The organism is Xanthomonas dyei, from assembly GCF_002939865.1.
Lineage (GTDB): Bacteria > Pseudomonadota > Gammaproteobacteria > Xanthomonadales > Xanthomonadaceae > Xanthomonas > Xanthomonas dyei.
Genome location: NZ_MDEE01000003.1, coordinates 157,888 through 183,584, shown reverse-complemented (window position 1 = coordinate 183,584; position 25,697 = coordinate 157,888). Strand labels below are relative to the sequence as shown.

20 protein-coding genes are annotated in these 25,697 nt (G+C 64.9%); 14 read left to right on the top strand and 6 right to left on the bottom strand.

Annotated elements, in window-relative coordinates; translation table 11 throughout:
- Positions 1 to 518: 518 nt before the first annotated feature.
- From mfd to XdyCFBP7245_RS04565, 9 genes are all read left to right on the top strand, one after another.
- Positions 519 to 3,986: a transcription-repair coupling factor gene (mfd, locus tag XdyCFBP7245_RS04610; RefSeq protein WP_104614591.1), complete on the top strand. Its 3,468-nt coding sequence runs from the start codon at positions 519 to 521 to the stop codon at positions 3,984 to 3,986.
- Positions 3,987 to 4,438: 452 nt separating this feature from the next.
- Entirely contained in the window at positions 4,439 to 4,768 is a 330-nt protein-coding gene (locus XdyCFBP7245_RS04605; RefSeq protein WP_104614590.1) for an STAS domain-containing protein, read from the top strand.
- A gap of 18 nt (positions 4,769 to 4,786) precedes the next feature.
- On the top strand, positions 4,787 to 6,805 hold the full coding sequence (locus XdyCFBP7245_RS04600) for a chemotaxis protein CheA (RefSeq protein WP_104614589.1): 2,019 nt from the start codon (positions 4,787 to 4,789) through the stop codon (positions 6,803 to 6,805).
- Positions 6,806 to 6,871: 66 nt separating this feature from the next.
- Positions 6,872 to 9,007, top strand: a complete 2,136-nt coding sequence (locus tag XdyCFBP7245_RS04590) for a methyl-accepting chemotaxis protein (RefSeq protein WP_170068511.1) — start codon at positions 6,872 to 6,874, stop codon at positions 9,005 to 9,007.
- Positions 9,008 to 9,017: 10 nt separating this feature from the next.
- A complete protein-coding gene (locus XdyCFBP7245_RS04585) occupies positions 9,018 to 9,533 on the top strand; it encodes a chemotaxis protein CheW (RefSeq protein ID WP_104614588.1) in 516 nt (171 codons plus the stop codon).
- A gap of 26 nt (positions 9,534 to 9,559) precedes the next feature.
- Positions 9,560 to 10,843, top strand: coding sequence for an EAL domain-containing response regulator (locus XdyCFBP7245_RS04580; protein ID WP_104614587.1), 1,284 nt, complete (start codon positions 9,560 to 9,562; stop codon positions 10,841 to 10,843).
- 4 nt (positions 10,844 to 10,847) lie between these two features.
- Entirely contained in the window at positions 10,848 to 11,654 is an 807-nt protein-coding gene (locus XdyCFBP7245_RS04575; protein WP_104614586.1) for a CheR family methyltransferase, read from the top strand.
- The gene (locus XdyCFBP7245_RS04570) at positions 11,651 to 12,778 is read left to right on the top strand and encodes a protein-glutamate methylesterase/protein-glutamine glutaminase (protein ID WP_170068514.1); all 1,128 of its coding nucleotides are present in this window, start codon (positions 11,651 to 11,653) and stop codon (positions 12,776 to 12,778) included. Before XdyCFBP7245_RS04575 ends, XdyCFBP7245_RS04570 begins: the two co-directional genes overlap by 4 nt.
- A gap of 272 nt (positions 12,779 to 13,050) precedes the next feature.
- Complete coding sequence (locus tag XdyCFBP7245_RS04565) at positions 13,051 to 13,371, top strand: hypothetical protein (protein WP_104614584.1); 321 nt, start codon at positions 13,051 to 13,053, stop codon at positions 13,369 to 13,371.
- 194 nt (positions 13,372 to 13,565) lie between these two features.
- Here XdyCFBP7245_RS04565 and XdyCFBP7245_RS04560 read toward each other — a convergent pair whose 3' ends face one another.
- The 4 genes from XdyCFBP7245_RS04560 to gpmA form a co-directional block, all read right to left on the bottom strand.
- Positions 13,566 to 15,128 carry a phospholipase D family protein gene (locus XdyCFBP7245_RS04560; RefSeq protein ID WP_104614606.1) on the bottom strand — a complete coding sequence of 521 codons (1,563 nt, stop codon included), beginning with the start codon at positions 15,126 to 15,128 and terminating at the stop codon, positions 13,566 to 13,568.
- A gap of 269 nt (positions 15,129 to 15,397) precedes the next feature.
- Positions 15,398 to 17,500, bottom strand: coding sequence for a M13 family metallopeptidase (locus tag XdyCFBP7245_RS04555; protein ID WP_104614583.1), 2,103 nt, complete (start codon positions 17,498 to 17,500; stop codon positions 15,398 to 15,400).
- A gap of 269 nt (positions 17,501 to 17,769) precedes the next feature.
- Entirely contained in the window at positions 17,770 to 18,087 is a 318-nt protein-coding gene (locus XdyCFBP7245_RS04550) for a hypothetical protein (protein ID WP_104614582.1), read from the bottom strand.
- Positions 18,088 to 18,224: 137 nt separating this feature from the next.
- Positions 18,225 to 18,974 (bottom strand): 2,3-diphosphoglycerate-dependent phosphoglycerate mutase, encoded by a 750-nt coding sequence (gene gpmA, locus XdyCFBP7245_RS04545; protein WP_104614581.1) that lies wholly within the window; start codon positions 18,972 to 18,974, stop codon positions 18,225 to 18,227.
- A 103-nt stretch (positions 18,975 to 19,077) separates the two neighbouring features.
- On the opposite strand from gpmA, the gene nfi reads away from it, so the two are divergent.
- The 3 genes from nfi (at position 19,078) to XdyCFBP7245_RS04530 (ending at position 21,538) form a co-directional block, all read left to right on the top strand.
- Positions 19,078 to 19,785, top strand: coding sequence for a deoxyribonuclease V (nfi, locus tag XdyCFBP7245_RS04540; RefSeq protein ID WP_104614605.1), 708 nt, complete (start codon positions 19,078 to 19,080; stop codon positions 19,783 to 19,785).
- 152 nt (positions 19,786 to 19,937) lie between these two features.
- Positions 19,938 to 20,828, top strand: a complete 891-nt coding sequence (locus XdyCFBP7245_RS04535; RefSeq protein WP_104614580.1) for a pirin family protein — start codon at positions 19,938 to 19,940, stop codon at positions 20,826 to 20,828.
- A gap of 248 nt (positions 20,829 to 21,076) precedes the next feature.
- Positions 21,077 to 21,538: a hypothetical protein gene (locus tag XdyCFBP7245_RS04530; protein WP_104614579.1), complete on the top strand. Its 462-nt coding sequence runs from the start codon at positions 21,077 to 21,079 to the stop codon at positions 21,536 to 21,538.
- A 143-nt stretch (positions 21,539 to 21,681) separates the two neighbouring features.
- On the opposite strand, the gene XdyCFBP7245_RS04525 is transcribed toward XdyCFBP7245_RS04530, so the two are convergent.
- Together XdyCFBP7245_RS04525 and XdyCFBP7245_RS04520 are read right to left on the bottom strand one after the other, a co-directional pair.
- Positions 21,682 to 22,107 (bottom strand): OsmC family protein, encoded by a 426-nt coding sequence (locus XdyCFBP7245_RS04525; RefSeq protein ID WP_055849778.1) that lies wholly within the window; start codon positions 22,105 to 22,107, stop codon positions 21,682 to 21,684.
- Between the two features lie 33 nt (positions 22,108 to 22,140).
- Entirely contained in the window at positions 22,141 to 22,998 is an 858-nt protein-coding gene (locus tag XdyCFBP7245_RS04520; RefSeq protein ID WP_055849776.1) for a pirin family protein, read from the bottom strand.
- Between the two features lie 232 nt (positions 22,999 to 23,230).
- On the opposite strand from XdyCFBP7245_RS04520, the gene XdyCFBP7245_RS04515 reads away from it, so the two are divergent.
- On the top strand, positions 23,231 to 25,303 hold the full coding sequence (locus XdyCFBP7245_RS04515; protein WP_104614578.1) for a carbon starvation CstA family protein: 2,073 nt from the start codon (positions 23,231 to 23,233) through the stop codon (positions 25,301 to 25,303).
- Positions 25,303 to 25,527, top strand: a complete 225-nt coding sequence (locus tag XdyCFBP7245_RS04510; RefSeq protein WP_005926176.1) for a YbdD/YjiX family protein — start codon at positions 25,303 to 25,305, stop codon at positions 25,525 to 25,527. Before XdyCFBP7245_RS04515 ends, XdyCFBP7245_RS04510 begins: the two co-directional genes overlap by 1 nt.
- Positions 25,528 to 25,697: the final 170 nt, after the last annotated feature.

Here is a 25,697-nt window from a genome sequence, read left to right as displayed (position 1 = left end):
CTCTGACGGCAGCCCACGCCGGCTCTCGACACCTAAACTGCCAGATTCCGAACAGATAAGGCTCTTACGCGGCATCCATGCCGCGTAAGGTCTCGCGCCGGTAGGCGGGCAAGGACCAGTCAAGAAGGTCGGTGTGCATGGTTCAAGCCAGGCGCGGTGAGCGGTCCTATTGACGGCATACCGAACCAATACAGGGCCCAAGAAACCGCCTGCGGTCTGATGACCCTCCTCTGACAACAGACCAACGTGCTGGCGCGGTGTCCTCACCGCTTGCGGGACCGTGTGGCGGCATGGATGCCGCCACCGAGCCCCCAGGGACGGGTTCACGGCGTGTCCCGCAAACGGTGAGGGCACCGCGCCTTCGACCCGCTCAGCTATTGCTCCTGAAGTAGGCGGGTCACCAGGACGGCAGCGGCAAGCCCAGCAGAACTTGGCGAAGCTCTCCGCGCACAAGCCAACACCAGCTTTCACGCCAGATGGACCGGGCACTGCGGGCGCTCTGATAAAATCGCGGGCTGATGCCGCAGCCTACCTATCCCTCGCCGCCGCTGCCCAAGTCTGGCCAGCTCCGCGCCTACTGGCGCTCTCCGTCTTCCCCGACTGCACTGGCCTGGTCGATTGCCCGCGCTGCCGAAGCGCATGCCGGCCCGTTGCTGGTGATCGCCCGCGACAACCAAAGCGCGCACCAGATCGAGGCCGATCTGCACGCCTTGCTCGGTGAGCACGCGACGCTGCCGGTGGTGCCGTTTCCCGATTGGGAAACCCTACCCTACGACCAGTTCAGCCCGCACCCGGAAATCATCAGCCAGCGCCTGGCTGCGCTGCATCGCCTGCCCGGCCTGAGCAAGGGCGTGGTGATCGTGCCGGTGCAGACCCTGATGCAGCAGCTGGCACCGCTGAGCTACATCGTCGGCGGCAGTTTCGATCTCAAGGTCGGCCAGCGGCTGGATCTGGATGCGGAAAAACGCCGCCTGGAAAGCGCTGGTTACCGCAATGTGCCGCAGGTGATGGACCCAGGCGATTTTGCGGTGCGCGGCGGCTTGCTCGATGTGTTTCCGATGGGCGAAACCACGCCGCTGCGCGTGGAGTTGCTGGACGAAGACATCGATTCGATCCGCGTGTTCGACCCGGAATCGCAGCGTTCGCTGGACAAGGTGGACGCGGTCAAGATGTTGCCCGGCCGCGAAGTGCCGATGGACGATGCCAGCGTCGAACGCGTGCTGGCCTGCCTGCGCGAACGCTTCGACGTGGATACCCGGCGCAGCGCGCTGTATCAGGATCTCAAGTCCGGCATCGCACCGTCCGGCGTCGAGTATTACCTGCCGATGTTCTTCGCCAAGACCGCCACGCTGTTCGATTATCTGGACAAGCGCGCGCTGCCTTTGATCGCCTCCGGTGTCTCCAATGCGGCCGATGCGTTCTGGGCGCAGGCGCAAAACCGCTACGAGCAGCGCCGCCACGATGTGGAACGCCCGCTGTTGTCGCCGGACGAGTTGTATCAATCGCCGGATGCGCTGCGCGAGCGGCTCAACAAGCTGGCGCGCATCGAGGTGTGGGCCAGCGATCATGCGCGCATCGACGAGGCCGCCGCGCTCGGCGACCAACCGTTGCCGCCGCTGCCGGTTGCCGCAAAAGACGCGCCGGCCGGCCAGGCACTGGCCTCGTTCCTGAGCCACTACCCGGGCCGTGTGCTGGTCGCTGCCGATTCGGCCGGCCGCCGCGAAGCCTTGATGGAAGTGCTGGCCGCCGCCCAGCTCAAGCCGGATGTCGTGGCCGATGTGCCGGCCTTCCTGGCGGCGACCACGCTGCGCTTCGGCATCACCGTGGCGGCGCTGGAAGACGGCTTTGCGCTGGACGACCCGCAGATTGCGGTGCTGACCGAGCGCCAGCTGTTTCCCGAGCGGGCCAACCAACCGCGCCGCACGCGCCGGGTCGGGCGTGAGCCGGAAGCGATCATTCGCGACCTGGGCGAGCTGTCCGAAGGCGCGCCGATCGTGCACGAGGATCACGGTGTGGGCCGCTACCGCGGGCTGATCGTGCTCGATGCCGGCGGCATGCCCGGTGAGTTTCTGGAAATCGAATACGCCAAGGGCGACCGGCTGTATGTGCCGGTGGCGCAGTTGCATCTGATCAGCCGTTATTCCGGTGCATCGGCCGAGACCGCGCCGCTGCATTCGCTGGGCGGCGAGCAATGGACCAAGGCCAAGCGCAGAGCCGCCGAGAAGGTACGCGACGTGGCTGCCGAGCTGCTGGAAATCCAGGCCCGGCGCCGCGCGCGCGCCGGCCTGGCGCTGCAGGTGGACCGTGCGATGTACGAGCCGTTTGCGGCCGGGTTCCCGTTCGAAGAAACCACCGACCAGCTTGCCGCCATCGACGCCACGCTGCGCGATCTGGGCAGCAGCCAGCCGATGGACCGCGTGGTCTGCGGCGATGTCGGTTTCGGCAAGACCGAGGTCGCGGTGCGCGCGGCATTTGCTGCGGCCAGCGCCGGCAAGCAGGTCGCCGTGCTGGTGCCGACCACCCTGTTGGCCGAACAGCATTACCGCAATTTCCGCGACCGCTTTGCCGATTACCCGATGAAGGTGGAAGTGCTGTCGCGCTTCAAGAGCACCAAGGAAATCAAGGCCGAGCTGGAGAAGGTCGCCAGTGGCGATATCGACGTCATCATCGGCACGCACCGCTTGTTGCAGCCCGATGTGAAGTTCAAGGACCTGGGCCTGGTCGTGGTCGACGAGGAACAACGGTTCGGTGTGCGGCAAAAAGAAGCGCTCAAGGCGATGCGCGCCAATGTGCATCTGCTCACGCTGACCGCCACGCCGATCCCGCGCACGCTCAATATGGCCATGGCCGGCTTGCGCGATCTGTCCATCATCGCCACCCCGCCGCCCAACCGGCTGGCGGTGCAGACCTTCATCACCGCCTGGGACAACACGCTACTGCGCGAAGCATTCCAGCGCGAGCTCAGCCGTGGCGGCCAGCTGTACTTCCTGCACAACGATGTGGAAAGCATCGTGCGCATGCAACGCGACCTGTCCGAACTGGTGCCGGAAGCGCGTATCGGCATCGCGCACGGGCAGATGCCCGAGCGTGAGCTGGAACGGGTGATGCTGGATTTCCAGAAGCAGCGCTTCAACGTGCTGCTGTCGACCACGATCATCGAATCGGGCATCGACATTCCCAACGCCAACACCATCATCATCAACCGCGCCGATCGCTTCGGTCTTGCGCAGTTGCATCAGCTGCGCGGCCGCGTGGGCCGTTCGCATCACCGCGCCTATGCGTATCTGGTGGTGCCGGACCGGCGCTCGATGACCTCCGATGCAGAAAAGCGCCTGGAAGCCATCGCCTCGATGGACGAGCTGGGCGCAGGCTTTACCCTGGCCACGCACGATCTTGAAATCCGCGGCGCCGGCGAATTGCTCGGCGAAGACCAGAGCGGCCAGATGGCCGAGGTCGGTTTCAGCCTGTACACCGAGCTGCTGGAGCGCGCGGTGCGCAGTATTCGCCAAGGCAAACTGCCCGATCTGGATGCCGGCGAAGAAGCGCGTGGCGCCGAAGTGGAGCTGCACGTGGCCTCGCTGATTCCCGAGGATTACCTGCCCGATGTGCATACGCGCCTGACGTTGTACAAGCGCATTTCCAGTGCACGCGACACCGATGCGTTGCGCGAACTACAGGTGGAGATGATCGACCGCTTCGGCTTGCTGCCGGATCCGGTCAAGCACCTGTTCGCGATTGCCGAGCTCAAGCTGCAGGCCAACGCGTTGGGGATCCGCAAGCTGGATCTGGGCGAAAACGGCGGGCGTTTGGTGTTCGAAGCCAAGCCGTCGATCGACCCGATGACCGTCATCCAGATGATCCAGAAGCAGCCGAAGATCTACACCATGGATGGCCCGGACAAACTGCGCATCAAATTGCCGATGCCCGACGGCGCAGACCGCTTCAACGCCGCACGCGGTTTGCTGGCCGCGCTGACACCGGGCTGAAGCGCAACGCCGCGTTTGATGGCGTCGCAGCAGACTCGACAGCACTACACGTCATGCACGCAGGTGAGCATCACCTGCGTGCATGCTGCGTGCGCGAGAGGTCTCCGATCTCGCGCCGATGTGCGTCACACGCAATGGGCTCGCAGCCCTTGCCCTTGCTCGATCCGCACCGCTGCGCCGTGTTTGAAACACGCGCGCATTGTCCCGGGACTGTCCAGGACAAACGCCCCATGAGCCTGCTTGCGACAAACCTGAGCAGTTAATTTCAGAACTGCTAGAAGATTTCACATTTACGTCATTCGACTGAATTTGGCCTAAATATTTCAGCTAGGCGCCGATACCTGCATAGACCGGCATGACTCCGTGTGCAACGCACTGCCACACAGATCCATGCCACCGCGACCTTCTCCCCGCGTCATCGCACCCAATGTGCGCCATCGCTTGAGGCACCCATGAACGCTGCATCTCCCGATCTGCCCGCCCCGTTGACGCTTACCCTTGAGGGCGAGATGACCATTCGTCGCGCCGCAGAACTCAAGCCGCTGTTGCAGCCGGCGTTGGCGCATCCGGGTGGAGTGCATCTGGATCTGGCGGCGGTGAGCGAAATCGACACCACCGGCCTGCAATTGTTGCTGGCCACCAAGCAGGCGATCCAGGCCGATGGACGGCCGTTTTCGCTGACCGATTCCAGCCGTGCGGTGGTCGATGTGATCGAACTGCTCGGCCTGCTCGAAGCGCTGTACCCGCATGCGGTTGCCGGCCTCGGCGAACACATTCACTAACGGACGGGTGACGCGCGCATGGACATGAACCAGCTGATGCAGACCTTCCTGGCCGAGAGCCGGGATCTGCTCGAAGACATGGAACGGCATCTGCTCGAAGCCGAGCGTGGCACGTCGTCGCCGGATGCGGTCAATGCGATCTTCCGTGCCGCGCACACCATCAAGGGCTCGGGCGGATTATTCGATCTGCCGCAGCTGGTCGGCTTCACCCATGTGGTGGAAAGCGTGCTCGATCTGGTGCGCGAAGAAGCGCTGACGTTGAGCTCGGACCTGATCGGACTGCTGCTGGTGTGCTGCGATCATATCCATGCATTGGTGGAGACCGCCGCCGACCCCAGCCATGCCGATGCAGCTGCGCTGGCGGCCGAAGCCGAGCCGCTGCTGGCGCAATTGCAGACCTACCTGCAAACCAGCGCCTGCGGCGTCACCGCCGCCGCCATCCAGTACAGCACGCCTGAAAAACAGAGCGGTTACTGGCGCATCTCGCTCAAACTTTTCGCCGACGCGCTGCGCTTCGGCAACTCGCCGCTCAAGCTGATCCGCAACCTGCGCAGCCTGGGTTCGGTGGAATCGATCGGCACCGACTACAGCCAATTGCCAAAGTTCGAAGACCTCGACCCGGAAGCCAATTACCTCGGTTTCCAGATCCTGCTGCGCAGCGATGCCGACCGCGCCGCGATCGAAGAAGTGTTCGAATTCGTCCGCGACGATTGCGATCTGGATATCGCCGCAGTCCCGGCACCCACCGATACCGCCATGCTGCTGGTCAACGAGCCGGTGGTGGCCCCTGCGTCGGTCAGCGGACTTGCCGCCGTGCCAAATGGCGCAAACGCCGTATCGGCGCCGGCCCGCAACGCACCCGACGCCGGCGGCCGCAACAGCGATGCGCGCTCGATCCGCGTGGATGCCGACAAGCTCGATCGCATGATCGATCTGGTCGGCGAACTCATCATTGCGGTCAGCAGCACCAATGCCAATGCGCAGCGCACCGGCGATGCGCAACTGCTGGAATCGGTCTCGATTCTGGCCGGCCTGGTGGAAGACGTACGCGAAAGCGCGCTGCAGCTGCGCATGGTCAAGATCGGCGGCACCTTCAGCCGCTTCCAGCGCGTGGTGCACGATGTGGCACGCGAGCTGGGCAAGGACATCGCGCTCGTGGTCGCAGGCGAAGACACCGAACTGGACAAGTCGGTGGTGGAAAAGATCGGCGACCCGCTGACCCATCTGGTGCGCAACGCGATGGATCACGGCATCGAACCGGCAGACGTGCGCGTGGCGCGCGGCAAACCCGCACGCGGCACCGTGGGCCTCAACGCCTATCACGACTCCGGCAGCATCGTTATCCAGATCACCGATGACGGCGGTGGCTTGAACCGCGACCGCATCCTGGCCAAGGCGCTGGAACGCGGCTTGATCGAACCCGGCCGCCAACTCAGCGACCGCGAAGTGTTCGCGATGATCTTCGAGCCGGGTTTTTCCACCGCAGAGAAAGTCACCAACCTGTCCGGCCGCGGCGTCGGCATGGACGTGGTCAAACGCAACATCACCGCCCTGCGCGGCACGGTCGAGATCGACAGCGCCGCCGGGCTGGGCACCACCATTTCGGTGCGCCTGCCGCTGACGCTGGCCATCATCAACGGCTTCCAGGTGGGTGTGGGCAAATCCGTGTTCGTGGTGCCGCTGGATGTGGTGGAGGAATGCGTGGAGTTCACCCCCGACTACGCCAGCGATTACATCGACCTGCGCGGCACCGTGCTGCCGTATGTGCGCCTGCGTGAACTGTTCGCCCTCGGCGGCAGGACGCCAGCACGCGAAAGCATCGTGGTGATCCGGCAAGGCGCACAGCGCTTCGGCCTGGTCGTGGACACGTTGCTGGGCGAATGGCAGACGGTGATCAAGCCGTTGTCCAAGGTGTTCGCACAGGTCAAAGGCATCAGTGGTTCCAGCATCCTGGGCAGCGGCGATGTCGCGCTGATCCTGGATGTGCCCAGCTTGCTTCAACAGTTGCACCCCAATCAGGACGCGTTGGCGGCCTGAGCATTTGCAGTCTCGCAGCCTACAACCCGCGTCGTTCGTCGTTACCTGAGCCCAGGAACCATCGCCATGTCACACCGCCTTCCGATCACTACCCAATTATGGTTCACCGCCGCGCTTGCGGTGGCCCTGCCCGTCCTCGTGATCGTCGCCGGCTTTGCGCTGACGCTGCCGCATGCAGCCCTGCTCGGCGGCAGCATCGTTGCAGCCCTCATCAGTGGCGTCCTGCTGGCGTGGGCGATCCGCATTGCCGGCGGCGCGCTGGACCTGGCCACCACCACGCTGGACGCTTTTTCGCGCGGCAATTTCGATGTCGCCCTGCCGCAGACACGCGACGAGCATGCCGGCGACGTGCTGCGCGGCTTGCGCAAGGTGCAAAGCGGCATCCGCCACGTCAACGACGAGATCAATCGGGTCTCGCGCGAACACGATGCCGGCGAAATCGACGCACGCATCGATGTGGCGCGCTTCGACGGCGACTTCCGCACCATGGGCGATGGCATCAACCGCATGGTTGCCAGCCACCTGACGGTGAACAAGCAGGCCATGGCCTGCGTGGCCGAGTTCGGCCGCGGCAACTTTGTCGCCGAGCTGGAACGCCTGCCGGGCAAGAAAGCCTTCATCAACGAGGTGGTGGACCAGATCCGCGGCAATCTGACCGGCCTCGTCGCCGAGGTCAACCGCATGTCCACCGAGCACGATGCAGGCGATATCGACGTGGTGATCGACACGCAGCGCTTCACCGGCGACTTCCGTCGCATGGCCGAAGGCATCAATGCGATGGTGGCCGGCCATATCGCGGTCAAGAAGCAGGCCATCGCCTGCGTCGGCGAGTTCGGCCGCGGCAACTTCACCGCACAGCTGCCGTTGCTGCCGGGCAAGAAGCGCTTCATCAACGAGACCATCGATCAGGTGCGCGGCAACCTCACCGGGCTGATCGCCGAGATCAATCACATGTCCGCCGAGCATGAAGCCGGCGACATCGACGTGGTGATCGACGCCACCCGCTTCGATGGCGACTTCCGCAGCATGGCCACCGGCATCAACGAGATGGTTGGCGCACATATCGCGGTCAAGAAGTTGGCGATGGGGGTGGTGGCCGAGTTCGGCCGCGGCAACTTCGATGCGCCGCTGGCGCGGCTGCCCGGTAAAAAGGCCTTTATCAATGACACCATCGAGTGTGCACGCGGCAACCTGCGCAGCATCTCCGAGGTGATCCAGGTGATGGGCGCGATGGCCGAGGGCGACCTCACTCACACCGTGGAAGGCCGTTACGACGGCGCATTCGCCGACATGCAGCGCTACGTCAACACCACCATGACCCGCCTCACCGAGATCGTCGACGAGGTCAATCGCAACGCCGAAAACCTCGCCAGCGCATCGGAAGAAGTCAGCGCCACCGCGCAGGCCCTGGCCCAGGCCGCCAGCGAGCAGGCTGCCGGCGTGGAGCAGACCAGCGCCTCGCTGGAGCAGATGACCGCTTCCATCGCGCAGAACACCGAGAACGCCCGCGTCACCGACAGCATGGCCGCCAAGGCCGCCAGCGAAGCGGCCGACGGTGGCGACACCGTGCGCGCCACCGTGGTGGCGATGAAGGACATCGCCAAGAAGATCAGCATCATCGACGACATTGCCTATCAAACCAATCTGCTCGCGCTCAATGCGGCCATCGAAGCGGCGCGCGCCGGCGAGCACGGCAAGGGCTTTGCGGTAGTGGCTGCGGAAGTGCGCAAGCTGGCCGAGCGTAGCCAGATCGCCGCGCACGAGATCGGCGAAGTGGCCGAGTCCAGCGTCGAGTTGGCGGAAAGCGCCGGCCGCGTCTTGGGTGAAATGGTGCCCTCGATCCGCCGCACTTCCGACCTGGTGCAGGAAATCGCTGCAGCCTCCGAAGAACAGACTGCAGGCGTCAGCCAGATCAACACCGCGGTGGGCCAGTTGAACCAGACCACGCAGTCGGCCGCGGCCAATGCCGAAGAACTGGCCGCCACGTCCGAGGAAATGAGTGCGCAGGCCGAGCAGCTGCAGCAGTTGATGGGCTTCTTCCGGCTGGGAGCCAGCAGTCGCGGCACCGCGGCGGTTGCCAAGCAGTCCCCGCGTCGCGTTACGCCGGCCGCCAGCTTCCAACTACGTCGCGCCAACGTGCGTCCGATCAATGCAGCGGTCGCCGCCGATGTGGTGGATGAGTCGCAGTTCGTCACCTTTTGAGGAATCGACGATGCAACAGCGCAATGCAGACACCGATGGGACGCCACCACCGTCCGTCCCTCAGCAATACCTCACCTTTTCGCTAGGCGGGGACATGTTCGGACTTGGCATCCTGGGCATCAAGGAAATCATCGAATACCGCATCCCGACCGAGGTACCGATGATGCCGCCTGCCTTGCGCGGGGTGATCAACCTGCGCGGCGCAGTCGTGCCGGTGATGGACGTGCAGGAGCGCTTCGGTCGTAGCGCAAGCGCCATCACCAAACGCAGCTGCATCGTGATCGTGGAGATCGCACGTGGCGGTGAGCACCAGGTGCTGGGCCTGCTGGTGGATGCGGTCAGCGAAGTGGTGGAGATTGCGCCAGCCGATATCGCCGACCCGCCCAGCTTCGGCGCTGGCATCCATCGCGATTTCATCCAGGGCATGGCCAAGCGTGAAGAGCGCTTCGTGATCCTGCTGGATGCCGACGCCGTGCTGGCCAACGACACGTTGGCGCAGCTACCCACCGCCGCCCTGGCGGCCTGACTTTTCCCGTGCACGCCAGGATTCCCATGCATTCTCCGCTTCTCTCCTGCAACTGCGCGCTGGCCGGTCCGGTGTTGGTGGTTGACGACAGCATGGTCCAGCGCGAACACGCGATGGCACTCTGCCGTCAACTGGGCGCCAGCCTGGTGGAAGGCGCCAGCGATGGCCATGCCGCGCTCGCCTGGTTGAGTCGTGCCGCGGCGCCCTCTTTGCTGTTGATCGACCTGGAAATGCCGGGCATGGACGGCGTGCAACTGCTCGACGCACTGGCACGTGGCCAGCACAGCGTCCCGGTGGTGGTGGTCTCCCAACGCGGCGGCGCATTGATCGATGCAGTGATGCAGCTCAGCCGCAGCGCCGGTGTCCGGGTGTTGGCAGGACTGGAAAAACCGTTGCGGCTGCAGGACCTGGCCACAACGCTGGACTGCGTCCCGGCATCGCCTACCGAAACGCCCGCCACGCTCGCGGTACCGACCTCGCCTCTGTTGTCCAGCGGCAGCGCCGCGGCCTCGCGGCTGGATCGTGCGATGCGGCGCGGCGAAATTCGCGTGGCTTATCAGCCCAAGCTGGATCTGCGCGATGGCCGCCTGCGCGGCGTGGAAGCGTTGGCACGGTGGCGTCGCCCGCAAGGCGACATGATCGGACCGGACCGTTTCATTCCGCTGGCCGAGCGCGAAGGTCTGATTCATGCACTCACCCAACAGGTGATCGACAAGGCGGTTGCGCAGTTGGTGGATTGGCGCGCAGAAGGCCTGCAACTCACGCTGGCCTTGAACCTGTCGCCCAATCTACTGGGCGAAGAGGATTTCCTGGAGCACCTGTGCGGCAAGCTGGCCGACAACGGACTAACGCCGGGCGATCTGGTGCTTGAGCTCACCGAAAGCGCCATCGTGGAGCCGGCCAATGCATTGAGCATGCTCGCGCGCCTGCGCCTGCGTGGCTTCGGATTGTCCATCGACGATTACGGCACCGGCTTTTCCTCGTTGCAGCGGCTGGCCAGCATCCCGTTCACCGAACTCAAGCTGGACCGCAGCTTCGTGCAGGCCGCGCATCGCAGCCGCAGCCAGCGCACCGTGCTCGAATCCACGCTGGAGCTGGCCCATCGCCTGAACCTGACCGCCGTGGCCGAAGGCGTGGAAACCCAGGACGATTGGCGCCTGCTGCGTGAGCTGGGCTGCGATCTGGCGCAAGGCTATCTGATGGGATCACCGATGCCCGGGCCGATGCTGTCGGAGTGGTGGCGCGAACATGCCGTGCGCATCGCCCGATTGAGCGACAACATGCTCCCCAGCAATGCGGATGTGGCCTGAGCCGATGGATACCGCTACCGCCATCACCGAACAGGAGTTCGGGCGCTTCCAGCGTTTCATCTTCGAAGCTGCCGGCATCAGCATTTCGTCGGGCAAAAAAGCCATGTTGTGCGGCCGCCTGGGCAAGCGTCTGCGCGAACATCAGTTCAGTAGCTACACGCAGTATCTGCAGTTGCTGGAAAGCCGCCAGGACCGCGAGGAGATCCAGACCGCGATCGATCTGCTCACCACCAACGAAACCTATTTCTTTCGCGAGCCCAAGCACTTCGACCTGCTACGCAAACTGGCCGGCGAGCACCGCGGCGGCTTGCCGTTCCGTTGCTGGAGCGCGGCCAGTTCCAGCGGCGAAGAGGCTTACAGCATGGCGATGGTGCTGGACGACACCCTGCAAGGCCGTGCATTCGAGGTGGTCGGCACCGACATCAGCAGCCGTGTGGTAGCCAAGGCCCGCAGCGGGCATTACGCCCTGCAGCGCATCGACGGCATTCCGCAGGCCTATCTCAAGCGTTACTGCCTGCGCGGCCAGGGTGAATACGCCGGCACCCTGCTGGTGGAGCGCCGCCTGCGCGAGCGGGTCAAGTTCGTGCATGCCAATCTCAACGCTGCCCTCCCGATGCTGGGCAGCTTCGATGTGATCTTCCTGCGCAACGTGATGATCTATTTCAATGGCCAGACCAAGCGCGAAGTGATCTTGCGGGTGCTGGCCAACCTAAAACCGGGCGGACACTTCTGCATCGGCCATTCGGAAAGCTTGAGCGAGCTCGATATCGATCTCACCCAGGTGGCACCGTCGATCTTCCGCAAAGCCTGAGTCAGGGATCTCCTGTGTCCACAGCGTTCAATCGCCCCGTCACCAACCCCAACACCATCAAGGCCATGGTGGTCGACGATTCGGCGGTGGTACGCCAGGTCCTGGTGGGGGTGCTCAACGAGGCGCCCGGCATCGAGGTGATCGCCACTGCCGCAGATCCGTTGCTGGCCATCGAAAAGATGCGCCAGCAGTGGCCGGATGTCATCGTGCTGGACGTGGAAATGCCACGCATGGACGGCATCACCTTCCTGCGCAAGATCATGAGCGAGCGCCCCACCCCGGTGGTGATCTGCTCCACGCTCACCGAAAAAGGCGCGCGCGTGACCATGGATGCGCTGGCCGCCGGCGCGGTGGCAGTGGTGACAAAACCGCACCTGGGCTTGAAGCAGTTCCTCACCGATTCGGCCGACGAGCTGGTCGCCACCGTACGCAGCGCCGCACGCGCCAACGTCAAGCGGCTGGCCGCACGCGTCACTGCCGTGCCGCTGGAAGCGGAGGTCAAACACACCGCCGACGTCATCCTGCCGGCGCAGACCGGGCGTGCGTTGGCGCAGACCACCGAGCGCATCGTCGCCATCGGCACCTCCACCGGCGGCACCCAGGCGCTGGAAGAAGTGCTCACCGCCCTGCCGCGCGTGTGCCCGGGCATCGTGATCGTGCAGCACATGCCGGAGAAATTCACCGCCGCCTTCGCCGCACGCCTCAACAGTCTGTGCCAGATCGCAGTGAAAGAGGCCGCCAACAACGACCGCGTGATGCCGGGGCGCGCGTTGATCGCACCGGGCGGCAAACACCTGCTGCTGCGCCGCAGTGGCGCGCAATATTTCGTCGAGGTGGTGGAAGGCCCGCCGGTCAACCGGCACCGCCCGTCGGTGGATGTGCTGTTCCGCTCTGCCGCGCGTGCGGCCGGCAGCAATGCGCTCGGCATCATCATGACCGGCATGGGCGACGACGGCGCCGCCGGCCTGCTGGAAATGCGCCAGGCCGGCGCGCGCACGGTGGCGCAGGACGAACACACCAGCATCGTGTTCGGCATGCCCAAGGAAGCCATCAAGCGCGGCGGTGCGGATCGTATCCTGCCGCTGGGCGCAATGGCGCGGGAGATCGTGACGCAGCTGCAGTAGGCGCCGCCCCGCAAGCGCACCGGCACCGCCATCGATGTGGCAGACGAACGTGCGCAGGCACCACCTCATAGCGCACGGAGACTGCGGCAAACGCGGTATCCCGGTGTCCGCCACGCAGGCCATGTCTTCCAACCACAGGCCACACCGCCGCTGTATTGGCGTGCAGGGCAACCTAAAGATTCGCCGTCGCTGCCGCTAACTTGATTGAAGACCCAGCATTGCGCGGGTCACCCGAGGCGGCGGTATCGCCGTCCCGGGACCGGAGGTGCACCATGACGACGCGCGATCTCAACGACGGTCTGTTTATCGATCCGGTCAGTGTGGACTCGGTCATTGTCGACCCCGTGATCGAGGCAGGCGCCAATATCCGCTGTGCTGGATTGGTAGCACCCGCTGCCGATGGCATCGAGGACGCACACTGCGACCGGTCACAGCTGCAACAGCTGCCTGCCATGCAGTGCCCACAAGCAGAGCTTCGCCCCGACTGGGCACAGGCGCGTGCAGCCTTGCTCGCGCCATCGGTTCCTCACCGCGCTGCAAGCAATGCGCAGACGAGCGTGGAATACAACGCTCTCTATTACCGCCTGCACTAAGAGCGGAAACACCACGTAGCAAGCCATCGTCAGCCGGGTTTGCAACGTGCGCTCACAACCGGCATGTACGCGTGGTACATGCCGCAGCGAGCAGCGGACGCGCCTGCCTGGCGGTGAGCGCCGTCGTTGTTGTCAGCCGCAACACGTCACCGTAAGCGTTCGACATGCGCTACTTGCGCATGCGCCGGCAAGTCTTACAGCTGCGAATCCAACGGCAGCCACCCAAGCACCTTCGCCGCACTCCGGCGCCAGACACTGGCTTCCGGCTCGTGCGTCCAGATCCGCGGCGGCTGCGCGGCATCGTCGTGCCAGCGCAACGCGCCCTGTTCCAGGGTGACCCGGTAACTCACCGGCGCACTGACCTTGTGGTTGTACAAGCGCTCGAACTCGGCGGTGACGGTGCGGTCTTCGAACAGCAAGCCCATCTCGGTATTGAGATTCATCGAGCGCGGGTCGAGATTGAACGAGCCGATGAAACCGCGCGTGTCGTCCACCACAAACGCCTTGGTGTGCAGGCTGGCACCGCTGGACCCGAACAGACTCCCGCCCGGCTTGCCCATCGGCTTGAGCTCATGCAGGCGCACGCCCTGCTGCAGCAGCGGTACGCGGTAATCGGCATAGCCGCTGTGCACGGCCACCACATCGTTGGCCGCCAGCGAATTGGTCAGGATGTTCACGCGCACCTTGTGCCCACGCAGATCGCCGATCCAGCGCATGCCCTCATCGCCCGGCACGAAGTACGGCGAGATCACCTTCAACTCGCGCTGCGCATGCGCCATCTCGCCGATCAACACCGGCGTCATCCAGTCCGCTTGCGGCTCGGCGCCGTCGGCCTTTTGCGGCGGGTCGGACACGATGCGCGCATGGGCGAGCCAATGCACCGGGCGGTCGCCCTGCATCAAGGCTTGTACGCTGGGCGAACGGCGCAAGCGCTCCACATACGGATGCGCGCGTGCCGAGGCCATGCCGGCATCCAGGCTGCCGCGCAGCGCTTCCAGCGCCTGAGGCGTTGCGGCCACCAGCGCGGCCAGCGGCAAGGCATTCGGGCTATTCCAGTACGCATCGAAGTTGCGTTCGGCCTGCTGCACCGTCGGCCCCATCACGGCCGCGTCCATGTCCATGAAATTGGTATCGCGCGCGGCATCGAAATATTCGTCGCCCACATTGCGCCCACCCACCACCGCAATGCGTCCATCGGCAATCCAGGCCTTGTTGTGCATGCGCCGGTTGATGCTGAACATACGCAGCACCATCTCTACGCCGCGCATCAGCGTGCCTTCGCGCGCGCGGGTGGGATTGAACAGTCGGATCTCGATCATCGGGTGGCTGTCGAGCGCCGCCAATACCGAATCGCTGCCGTGGATATTCATGTCGTCCAGCAGCAACCGCACCCGCACACCGCGGTCGGCCGCGCGCAGCAGCTCGTTGTGCAACAGGTTGCCGGTGAAATCGGCATGCCAGATGTAGTACTGCAGGTCCAGGCTGCGACCGGCCGCACGCGCGGTGAGCGCACGCACCGCAAAGGCATCGATATTGTCGGACAGGATCACCATGCCCGTCTGGTCGGCATGCGCGTGCTGCAATGGCGCAACCACCCGGTCGATCGGTGTCGCCACGGCAGTCGCCGGTAACGCGTGACTCACCGGGCCGCGTTGGCGATCGGCAAAACGGCCGTAGCCATACAACGACAGCGCGCTGCCCAGCACAAACACCAGCATGCCGATGCCGGTCCATTTAAAGACGTTACGCTTGGTCACTGCCGGGCCCGGAATTGCCAGCGCGGCAGTGTAGATGCTGCACAGCGAGCTGCGTGTGCAGAGGCTGCCACGCAAGCGAGCTCAACAACCCTGCAAAACAAGCGGTTTTGCGTTGGCGGCCATCGCTGCGACTGCTGCCAGGCCACCTCTGCGCCGACGAGCAAGCACCGATTCCGCCGACGTATTCGGTCGCCCACCTTGACGGTTGATGTCGGCACGGCAAACAAGCGGCCGCTTGACCACTGCCGCAAGCGTTCAAACACCTGCGTTTACCAGATCGCCACGCGATCCTTCTCCGCGCGCACCATCGCATCGCCTGGCCTGCACTGAAACGCCTGCGCAAACGCCGGCATGTTGGACGGCGCGCCATTGGCGCGGAAATTCGCCGGCGCATGCGGATCGGTGTTCAAGCGCACACGCAGTTCGCCATCGGTGAAGTTGCGACGCCACACCGTTGCCCAGTTCATGAAAAAGCGCTGATCCTGGGTATGGCCATCGACGTCCTTGTTGGCTTCCGGCTGCGCCTTCAGCGCCATCTGCAAGGCATCGTAGGCGACGGTCAGGCCGCCCAGGTCGCCGATGTTTTCGCCAAGCGTCAGCTTGCCTTTGACGTGCTCACCGGGAATCGCTTCATAGCCATCGAACTGCGCCACCAACTGATCGGTGCGCTGGGTAAACAGCTTGCGGTCCGCGTCGGTCCACCATGTGTCCAAGTTGCCCTTGGCATCGAACTGGCTGCCGGAGTCGTCGTAGCCATGCATCATCTCGTGGCCGATCACCGCGCCGATACCGCCGTAATTGAGCGCCGGGTCGGCCTTGGGATCGAAGAACGGCGGCTGCAGGATCGCTGCGGGGAACACGATCTCGTTGCGGGTGGCGTTGTAGTACGCGTTGACCGTCTGCGGGGTCATATGCCACTCGCGCTTGTCGACCGGCTTGCCGATCTTGTCCAGCATGTAGCGATAGTTGAATGCCTGCGCGGCCTGCATATTTGCCAGGAATCCATCGCCACGCGTCTCCAGGCCCGACCAGTCGCGCCATTGATCCGGATAGCCGATCTTGGGCGTAAAGCTGGCCCATTTTTCCAGCGCGCGTTGTTTGGTGTCCGCGCTCATCCAGTCGAGCTTTTCCAGCCGTGCCTTCAAGGCGGCCGACAGGTTCTGCACCAGCTGCTGCATCTGCTCCTTCGATTCGGCGGGGAATGCGGACTGCACATACAGCTGGCCCAGCGCCTCGCCCATCGCGTCGTTGACCGCATTCAAGGTGCGCTTCCAGCGCGGCAGCATGTCCTGCTGGCCACGCAGCGTCTTCGCATAGAAATCGAAGTTGGCCTGCTCGAACGGCTTGGCCAGATACGGCGCCGCCTCGTCGATGCTGTGGAAACGCAGGTACGCCTTCCAGGTCTCCACCGGCGTGTCGGCAAGCATCGCATCGAGCTCGGCGAAGTAGCCCGGCTGGCTCAGCGAGAAGGTGCCGGCCGGCACCTTGAGCGCTTTGAAGAACGCCTGCCAGTCGAAGTGCGGCGTCACTGCGTTGGCACCGGCGACATCGACCGGGTTGTAGCGCTTGGCCGGGTCGCGCAACTCGATACGCGACAGCGAGGCGGCAGCCAGCCGGGTCTCGAATGCCATCACCGCCTTGGCCTGCGTGGCCGCCTGCGCGGCGGGAATGCCGGACAGCTCCAGCACGCGCGCGATGTAGGCCACGTACTGCTCGCGGATCTTGGCCTGCGCCGGATCGGTGTAATAGCCCTTCTCCGGCAGGCCCAGACCGCCCTGCCCTGCATAGGCGATCATCTGTTCGGAATTCTTGTAGTCGGCGTTGGCACCGAACGAGAACATGAAGCCCTGGCCCTGCGCGTAGCTGTCGCGTAGCCACGCTGCGACGGCAGGCGCATCGGTCAGCGCATCGATGGCCTTCAATTGCGGCTGCAACGGCGTAATGCCGGCCTTATCGATGGCCGCCTCGTCCGATCCGGTCCGCCACAGGTCGGCGATCTTGGCATCCACCGAGCCGGCCGACAGATTGCCGCGCGCCAACTGCTCCACCAGCGCGTGCTGGATGGTCAACGAGCGCTCGGCAAGCACTTCGAAGCTGCCCCAGCTGCTGCGATCGGACGGCACCGGGTTCGCCTTGAGCCACTTGGCGTTGACGAAGCCGTTGAGGTCCTGGCACGCATTGATGGACGAATCCAGATCGTTGCTGCCGAACGCCACGATCGGCGCGTCCAGTTTGGAGACATCCACACGCGCCGGCGCGGCCCGGTTGGTCTCCGGCGCTGCCTTGGCGGTGTCCTCGGAGGCACCACAGGCCGACAGCGTGACCGCAATGGCCACCGCAAGCGACAGCGGTGCGAACTTGCTCAACTTCATTCAATTCTCCAAGGCATGACCGCGCATGCGCGGTCGAAAAAAGTCGACAGCCCGCCAGGAATCGCTGGCGAAGCGCGGCGCATCAAACGGCGCTCGCATCATCGTCAGTCACTCCGTAACCGGCCGCACCAGCTCACTGCAGCGGCACCGCAACGCCTTAACGTCCGCTGCCGCGCCTGATCGAAAGTCATTGCAACCACACACTGCGTGCGCGTCCGTCACCAACGCCGCAACACGCTGCTTCAAGCATCGAGCGCCATCGCATGCCGTCAACGCCGCGCGTAGAACGGCGCCATCAACAGGTACACCGGATACGCCAGCAGCATGAGCACCAGCGCAACCTCGTGCCCGGATGCGGCATTGGCCCATGCCTCCATCTGCGACGATGGCCCGAACAACCCGAACGCCAGCACCGCCACACCAATCACACAGATCAGCAGCGCCACCAGCAAGGCCTCGCTGGAGACGCTGCCAGCGGCCAACGTCCCGAATGCAGCGCTGGCGCCTGCCAGCACTATCCCCACCGTGACCAGATAGGCGCGGCAGTAGGTGGAGCTCATTTTTTGGTGTCGTCGTCTGGCGGACATCCTGTCGTCCCTGCATGCATGGCACGCCGGGCGCTGAACCACGCAGCACCCGGCGTACCGAGTCGAATCGCCGCAGCGCGCTCGCCGCGCTGTGGACACTCCACGCCGCGCATGAATGCGCGACATTAGGAACAGGCCTACTTCGCCTTGCCCTGATTGGCCACTGCTTCGGCAGCGCGCTTGGCCGCTTCAGGGTCGCCCAGGTAACGGAAACTCTGCACCTGCAGCTCGTCGTCCAGCTCGAACAGCAACGGAATGCCGGTGGGGATGTTGAGCTCCAGGATCTGCTCGTTGGAGACAGCGTTGAGGTATTTGTACAGCGCGCGCAGCGAGTTGCCGTGCGCGGTCACCAGTACGGTCTGCCCGGCCTTCAACTGCGGCGCGATCGCGTCGTGCCAGTACGGCAACACGCGCACCAGCGTGGTCGCCAGCGACTCGGTGCCCGGCAATGCATTGCGATCCAGCGTGGCGTAGCGACGGTCGTGGCACGGGTGCCCCGGATCGTTGACGTCCATTGCCGGCGGCGGGATGTCATACGAACGGCGCCAGATCTTGACCTGCTCTTCGCCGTGCTTGGCCGCGGTTTCGGCCTTGTCCAGCCCCTGCAGGCCGCCATAATGGCGCTCGTTGAGGCGCCAACTCTTGGACATCGGCAGCCAGTCCTGATCGAGCTCCTTCAACGCGCCCTGCAACGTGTGGATGGCGCGCTTGAGCACCGAGGTGTGGGCGACATCGAACTGCAGCCCTTCGTCCTTCATCAGCTTGCCGGCCGCGGTAGCTTCCTGGCGGCCCTGCTCGGTGAGGTCCACATCCACCCAGCCGGTGAAACGGTTGTCCAGGTTCCATTGGCTCTGGCCATGGCGCAGCAGTACGAGTTTGCGGGTCACTACGGTTCTCCGATTGGGGGCCGATCAGCCTGGGATTGTAGCGGCAGCCAGCGCATCGCTGGCGTGCACGAGCCGCCCACGTGCGGCGCGCGATGCTGCGGCCATGTCGAACATCGCTCCCGTATTCGCCGATTGGGACGGCAGCGCCGCACAGGCGCGACAGTTGCAGCAGCAACTGGCACAGCGCGTGGTGTTGCAGGACGAAGTCGTCGCAACGCCGCAGTTGCTGGCCGGCTTCGATGTCGGCTTCGAAGACGACGGGCAGACCACGCGTGCCGCCGCCGTGCTGCTGGATGCGCAGACCCTGCTTCCGTTGGAAACGCATGTGGCGCGCGCGCCCACCTCGATGCCGTATGTGCCGGGCCTGCTCAGCTTCCGCGAATTGCCGGCATTACTGCAGGCGCTGGCACTGCTGTCGCGCACGCCGGATCTGGTGTTCGTCGATGGTCAGGGCATCGCGCATCCGCGCAAGTTGGGCATTGCTGCGCACTTCGGCGTGGTCACGGGCTTGCCGAGCATCGGCGTGGCCAAGCAACGGCTGGCCGGCAGCTTTGTCGACCCCGGCCCGGAGCGCGGCGCGCATAGCCGCATCCTGCTAGGCGGCATGCAGATCGGCTGGGCATTGCGCAGCAAGCCGCGCTGCAATCCGCTGATCGTCTCGCCCGGGCATCGCGTCTCGATGCAAGGCGCGCTCGACTGGACCCTGCGCACGCTGCGTGGCTATCGCCTGCCCGAACCCACGCGTCTGGCCGATCGGCTGGCGTCGCGGCGTGGCGAGATCGATCTGCCTGTACAGGCGAGCCTGCTGTAACACCGATCCAGCGCGCCAGCGCCATGCGGTCGACCTCGGCACCGCCGCACTATCGCCGCGGCGCACGCAGAACATTCCATCTTGATCGACGGCGCTGCGACGGCGTGGCGTGCATGCGAAGCTTTGGCTCCCATTCGTCACGAGCCACCGCCATGACCACTCTGATCGCTCCACGCGTCCACGACATCGGCGGGCTGCAAGTGCGTCGCGCGGTGCCCACCTTGCAGGCGCGCAGCGTGGGCCCGTTCGTGTTCGTCGATCATATGGGCCCGGCGGTGCTGGAGCCGGACCATGGCATCGACGTGCGCCCGCATCCGCATATCGGCCTGGCCACCGTGACCTTCCTGTGGGCGGGCGAGATCGGCCACCGCGACACGCTCGGCTCCGATCAGGTAATCCGCCCCGGCGACGTCAACTGGATGACTGCCGGCCGCGGCATTGCCCATTCCGAACGCACGCCCGGCCCCGAGCGCGCACGCGAACATGCACTGCATGGCATGCAGACCTGGATCGCGCTGCCGCGCTCGGCCGAAGAAACCGCGCCGGCCTTCCACCACCATGCCGCCGCCAGCCTGCCGCAGCAGCGCCGCGATGGCGTGTGGCTGCGGGTGATCGCCGGCCGCGCCTATGGCGAAGAATCGCCGGTGCAGGTGTTCAGCGGCACCCTCAATGTGGCGCTGGATCTGGCCCCGGATGCCGAAATCGATCTGGACACCGGCCACGCCGAACGCGCGTTGTACATCCTGGAAGGCGAGGCGCAGCTGGATGGCGCCGACGTGCCGGCGCGCCACCTGATCGTGCCCTCGCCCGGCGCGCGCGGGCGCCTGCGCGCCAAGACCCCCCTCAAGGCCATGCTGCTCGGCGGCGAGCCGCTGGATGGCCCGCGTCATCTGTGGTGGAACTTCGTGTCCAGCTCCAAGGAGCGTATCGAACAGGCCAAGGAAGACTGGCAGGCCGGGCGCTTCGGCAGCATTCCCGGCGACGACAAGGAATTCATCCCGCTGCCGGAAACGCCGGCACCCCATCCGGTCAATTACCCCTGAAACCATGCGCGAATTCGGCATGGCGAACACAACCGCACCAGGTCTCGCAACGGGAGTGCCGCGTCACACAAGCGATGCCAGGCATCGATGCGACCCATCTTGAGCACGCCCACACATCTGTGGTAGTGATACCGCGTAGTCGGAGCACGTCGCGTGGACGGCACGCTCGAGCGGGGAGCTTGGGACGGTGCAGCGGCACGAAAGACGACGTCGCCCCGCATTGTCATCCATCGCCGGGGAACACTTGAATGAAGTCCGCATCCTGCCTGTTCGGCCTGTCATTGCTGCTGGCCGCCGCAACCGCCCACGCCCAGACCTCGCCGGTCTGCCCGCCCTTGCCGCCCGCATCGGGACTGCAATGGAACGAGCTGGCCGGTGCCGACTATCTGGTCTGCAAGGCGGTCACCGCCGACGGCCGCCAGGTGGTGGGCGTGATGCTCACCACCCGCGACCCGGCCATGACCCTGGCCCGCGACCGCCGTGCCGAAAAAGGCCAGCTCCAGCAGGAAGACTTCTACTGGTACAAGCTCGATCTGGGCGGCCGTGAGATGCCGGGCATGGAATCGCGCCGCGTCACCGTGGTGGAGCTGGGCAAGAAGCGCTACGCACAACTGTGGATCGACGGCGCCAGCAGCGAAGAACTCGCCTCGATGCAATCGCTGGTGCAGGCGATGGACCTGCAGCCGGCCAGTCTTGCGTTGCAGCGCTGAGGCAACGCGGGTCGCTGCGTGGCGTGATGCCGCGCGTGCATCGCGCAGTAGCTGCGCGGCAGTTTAGCGCCTGCCGTGCTGATGGCCTGACTAATGGCCGCGAGTCACCGCATCCAGACGAGATGCGGTGACGCTCGACACACTCAGGCCGCGGGGTTGCCGGCAGCTTCCGCCGCCTGCAAGCGACTGGAAATACGCACCTCGCCAGTCAAGAGCCGATGGATCGGGCATTTATCGGCCACTTCCATCAAGCGCGCGCGTTGCGCGTCATCCAGTGCGCCTTCGAGCACGATCTCACGGCTGATGTCGGTGCCTGCTGCACCACGTTGGGTGTAATGCAGATGCACGTGCACCGCCGTCAACGGCCACTGTTTGCGTGCCGCCACCATCGACACCGTGATGGCGGTGCACGCGCCCAACGCCCCGAGCACTTGCGACTCCGGATCCGGCCCGGCATCGGTGCCGCCGTTTGCCGGCTGGGTATCGCCCACCCAGCGGTGCTGCCCGTCGTGAATGGTGACGGTGTACGGCACCGCTTCGGTACTGACATGGACGGGGCGGTCACTCATGACACTCTCCTGCGCTGTATGACGTGGACACGGTTAGAACCGCCCTTCCTGGAAATCGACGAACGCCTGCATCAATTCCTGCTTGGTGTTCATCACGAACGGGCCATGCCGCATCACCGGTTCGTTGAGCGGGCGGCCGGCCACCAGAATCAGCTGCGCGCCCTGCCCACCAGCGCGCAGCGTCAACCGCTCGCCACCGCCCAGCACTGCCAGTTCCTGCGCAGGCAGCGTGCGCGAAGCATCGCCTTCGCCCACTGCAACGTCGCCTTCAAACGCATACGCAAACGCGTTGTGTCCGCCGGGCAGCAGGTAATCCCACGCCGTATCCGGTGCCAGGGCGATATCCAGATACACCGGGCTGGTCGCAGGTTGCACGATCGGGCCGATCACCTCGCCCACGGCGCCGGCAATCACCTTGACCGTCACGCCGGGCGCAGGCTGCGCCACCGGGATATGGTCGGGCGCGTATTCCTGGTACTTGGGCTCGGTCATCTTGTCGCGCGCAGGCAGGTTCACCCATAGCTGAAAGCCGCGCATGCGCCCGGATTCCTGCTCCGGCATTTCCGAATGGATCAGGCCGCGGCCGGCGGTCATCCACTGCACGCTGCCCGGTGTCAGCAGGCCTTCGTTGCCGTGGTTGTCCTTGTGGCGCATGCGCCCGTCGAGCATGTAGGTCACCGTCTCGAAGCCGCGATGCGGGTGGCTCGGAAAACCGCCGATGTAGTCCTCGGCCTTTTCGGTGCCGAACTCGTCGAGCATCAGAAACGGGTCCAGATCCGGCAGCTGCTGGGTGCCGATGACGCGGGTCAGCTTGACGCCGGCGCCGTCGGAGGTCGGCATGCCGCGGATGGTGCGCAGCACATGCGCCGCGGTCGTGGTGGTGGTGCTCATTGCGTTGTCCCTGTGCAGTGTGTCGGTGCGCCAATGATGGGTGCGCATGCTGCAGCGCCCAACCACGGCCGTTGCAACCGATCGTTCCAAACGTCGGCCCCGTGCGGCGGGCGCTAGCGCACCATCTGCCCGAACACTCTACGACCAAAGTTTTACCCTGCCGCGAAACGCTGCCATTGACCGCAGCCGGGCACGGGGGGACCCTTGAGCGAATCGTTCCTGAGGGGCATGCATGAAAGGGTTCTCGAAGCTGGCCTGGGGCGCACTCGCGCTGCTGGCTGCGTTCTGTCTGGGTACCGTGGCGCTGCGGCGTGGCGAGCACATCAATGCGCTATGGATCGTGGTGGCGGCGGTGTCGATCTATCTGATCGCCTACCGGTTCTACAGCCTGTTCATCGCCGACAAGGTGATGCAGCTCGACCCCACCCGCGCCACGCCGGCGGTGTCCAACAACGACGGTCTGGACTACGTGCCCACCAACAAGCACGTGCTGTTCGGCCACCACTTTGCCGCCATTGCCGGCGCCGGGCCGTTGGTCGGCCCGGTGCTCGCCGCGCAGATGGGCTACCTGCCCGGCCTGCTGTGGCTGGTAGTCGGCGTGGTGTTTGCCGGCGCGGTGCAGGACTTTGTGGTGCTGTTCCTGTCCTCGCGCCGCAACGGCCGCTCGCTGGGCGATCTGGTGCGCGAAGAGATGGGCCAGGTGCCCGGCACCATCGCGCTGTTCGGCGCCTTCCTGATCATGATCATCATCCTGGCGGTGCTGGCGATGGTGGTGGTCAAGGCGTTGGCCGAGAGCCCGTGGGGAATGTTCACGGTGATCGCCACCATGCCCATCGCGATCATGATGGGCGTGTACATGCGCTACATCCGCGTCGGCAAGATCGGCGAGATTTCGGTGGTCGGGCTGATCCTGTTGCTGGGCGCAATCTGGCTGGGCGGCAAGGTCGCCGCCGACCCGACCTGGGGGCCGGCCTTCACCTTTACCGCCAAGCAGATCACCTGGATGCTGATCGGCTACGGTTTCGTCGCCTCGGTGCTGCCGGTATGGCTGCTGCTGGCACCGCGCGATTACCTGTCCACCTTCCTCAAGATCGGCACGATTCTGGCGCTGGCCATCGGCATCCTGGTGGTCATGCCCGATCTCAAGATGCCGGCCCTGACCCAGTTCGCCTCCACCGGCGACGGCCCGGTATGGAAAGGCGGCATCTTCCCGTTCCTGTTCATCACCATCGCCTGCGGTGCGGTCTCCGGCTTCCACGCGCTGATCGCCTCCGGCACCACGCCCAAGCTGCTCGCCAACGAAGGCCACATGCGCTACATCGGCTACGGCGGCATGCTGATGGAATCGTTCGTGGCAGTGATGGCGCTGGTGGCGGCCTCGATCATCGAGCCCGGTATCTACTTCGCCATGAACAGCCCCGCTTCGCTGGTCGGTACCGACACCATTGCGGTTGCGGCCAAGGTCTCCGAATGGGGCTTTGCGATCACCCCGGACGTGCTGGAAGCCACCGCCAGGGACATCGGCGAGCACAGCATCCTGGCCCGCGCCGGCGGCGCACCCACGTTGGCGGTGGGCATCGCGCAGATCCTGCACCAGCTATTGCCGGGCGAGGACACCATGGCGTTCTGGTACCACTTCGCCATCCTGTTCGAAGCCCTGTTCATCCTGACCGCGGTGGATGCCGGCACGCGTGCGGGCCGCTTCATGCTGCAGGACCTGCTGGGCAACTTCATCCCGGCGCTGAAGAAAACCGAATCGTGGACCGCCAACATCATCGCCACCGCTGGCTGCGTGGCGCTGTGGGGCTATCTGCTCTACACCGGCGTGATCGATCCGTTCGGCGGCATCCAGACGCTGTGGCCGTTGTTCGGAATCTCCAACCAGATGCTGGCGGGTATCGCGTTGATGCTCGGCACCGTGGTGCTGTTCAAGATGAAGCGCGACCGCTATGCGTGGGTCACCATCGTGCCGGCGCTGTGGCTGTTGCTGTGCACGACCTACGCCGGGCTGATCAAGATCTTCGACAGCAACCCGGCGCAGGGCTTCCTGGCGCAGGCGCACAAGTACCAGGCCGCCATCGCCAGCAACACCATCACCGCACCGGCCAAGACCGTGCCGCAGATGCAGCAGATCGTCACCAATGCCTACGTCAACACCGGGCTGACCGTGCTGTTTCTGTTCGTGGTCGGCTCGGTCCTGATCTATGCGGTCAAGACGATCGTGATTGCGCGCCGCAACCCGCAGCGCAGCGACCGCGAAACCCCTTACGTGTCCTTGCAGCCACATCAGATGGCGGATCTGTAATGGGCACCCAACTCGTTCTTGCCAGCCAATATCAGGTGCATCGCCGCATTTGGCGGCGGCTCATCCAAACCGCGCGCCTGTGCTGCGGCATTCCCGACTACGACAACTACGTGCGGCACATGCTGGAAAAACACCCCGACAAACCGGTGATGGATTACCCCGCGTTCTTCCGCGAGCGGCAGGACGCACGCTACGGCGGCAAGAGCGGGTTTCGCTGCTGCTGACCGGTGGATCGACCGATGCAAATGCAACAGGGCGCGATGCGAATCGCGCCCTGTTGCGTTGATGGCTTGAGTTTTCGATCGGCGCATCTACGGCTTGGCTGCAGGGTCCCTGCCCGCCCACCGTCGCGGGACAGGCAGCAAGGTAAAGCGGCTGATATGCGGCTTGGCTG